We start from the raw sequence: 1709 nt of genomic DNA on the forward strand, positions 1-1709 counted from the left end.
GGAGACCGGCAGGAGCACCTGCGCCCCCGCCAGGGCGAGCGCCTCGGGTAGGCCCGCTCCGCCGGCCTCGTCGTCGTCGGGAACGAACGCGCAGACCACCATCCCCTCCGTCATCAGGGAGGCAAGATGGTCGCGGATCGCCCGGTCCCGGTCCGTCCGCACCGATGTGGGCACCGCGGCGCGGCGCGCACGCACCGCGCGGCGTACCGCGGACTTGTCCGGTGTCATCACCCCAGTGTGCCGTCACCGTGCGGCCTCCATGCCGCCGGTGGTCCGGAGGTCGGGGCGGGGTGCTCCGTCTATGGTGTACGGCATGACGTCCACCACCTCGCCCGACTCGCAGTTCCGCACCGCGGTCGTCCCGGCCGCCGGCCTCGGGACCCGGTTCCTGCCCGCCACCAAGACCGTTCCCAAGGAGCTGCTGCCCGTGGTGGACACCCCGGGGATCGAGCTCATCGCGGAGGAGGCGACCGAGGCGGGGGCGGGCCGGCTCGCGATAGTGACCTCCGAGCGCAAGGTCGGGGTGATGGCGCACTTCTCCGAGGACCAGGTTCTCGAGGACACGCTGTCGGACCGGGGCAAGGACGTCCTGCTGCATAAGGTCCAGCGGGCCCCCGGGCTCATCGAGGTGGTGGACGTCCGCCAGGACGAGCCGCTGGGCCTGGGGCACGCGGTCGCTCAGGTGGAATCGGTGCTCGGGGACGAGGAGCAGGCCGTCGCCGTGCTCCTGCCGGACGACCTGGTGCTGCCGTTCGGGATCCTGGGCCGGATGTCGCAGGTCCGCGCGGAGCGGGGCGGCAGCGTCCTCTGCGCGTTCGAGGTGAGCCCGGAGGAGGTCTCTTCGTACGGGGTGTTCGAGGTGTCCGACACGGATGACCCGGCGGTCAAGCAGGTCCGCGGCATGGTCGAGAAGCCGGCCGTCGAGGACGCGCCGTCCAACCTCGCGGCGGCCGGGCGGTATGTGCTCGACCGCGCGATCTTCGACGCGCTCCGGCGCATCGAGCCGGGCGCCGGCGGGGAACTGCAGCTCACCGACGCGATCGACCTGTTGATCAACGAGGGCCACCCGGTCCACGTGGTGGTCCACGACGGCACCAGGCACGACCTCGGCAATCCCGGCGGGTACATCAAGGCCTGCGTGGACTTCGCCCTGGACAACCCGGCCTACGCCGACGAGCTCCGCGAGTGGCTCGCCGGGCGGCTCGACCACTGAGGCCGGGCGCCGTCACGGAATGGCGTCACGGGATGGCGCCACGCGGGCGCTACCCTCTCCCACAAGGACCCGGCGGTCGGTCCGCCACGCCTGGCGTGACACCGCCGCACGGTCAGCGACTTTCGTACGGGAAGGGGACACCTGGTGCGCTCCGTCGAGGAACAGCTCGCACTGGTGACGGCGGCCGCGGTCGCCCCGAGACCGGTGCGCGTGTCGATCTCGGAGGCGCAGGGGCTGTTGTGTGCCGAAGAGGTCGTGGCCGAGCGCCCGCTGCCCTCCTTCGACCAGTCCGCGATCGACGGGTACGCGGTCCGCAGTGTCGACATCCGGGTCGGTGGCCCGACCGACGACCCGGGTGAGAAGTCCGCCGGGCCGGCCGGTCTGCCCGTCGTCGGGAGGATCACCGCGGGATCCCGGCAGCCGACCCGGCTCCAACCCGGCCAGGTCGTCCGCGTGGACACCGGCGCGCCCCTGCCGACCCTGGCTGACGCGGTCC

Annotated in this window: 1 protein-coding gene and 2 pseudogenes; 2 read left to right on the plus strand and 1 reads right to left on the minus strand. The window is 72.7% G+C overall.

Features of this window, described 5'->3' with window-relative positions; translation table 11 throughout:
- Nucleotides 1-228, minus strand: a pseudogene (locus tag G6019_RS15810) (5-formyltetrahydrofolate cyclo-ligase); the annotation flags it as partial.
- 85 nt (nt 229-313) lie between these two features.
- Between G6019_RS15810 and G6019_RS15815 the strand changes: the two are divergent.
- Nucleotides 314-1213, plus strand: a complete 900-nt coding sequence (locus G6019_RS15815; RefSeq protein WP_107758169.1) for a UTP--glucose-1-phosphate uridylyltransferase — start codon at nt 314-316, stop codon at nt 1211-1213.
- 144 nt (nt 1214-1357) lie between these two features.
- Nucleotides 1358-1709 (plus strand): annotated as a pseudogene (locus G6019_RS15820) (gephyrin-like molybdotransferase Glp); the annotation flags it as partial.

The sequence above is a fragment of the Dietzia sp. DQ12-76 genome, from assembly GCF_014145045.1.
Classification (GTDB): domain Bacteria; phylum Actinomycetota; class Actinomycetes; order Mycobacteriales; family Mycobacteriaceae; genus Dietzia.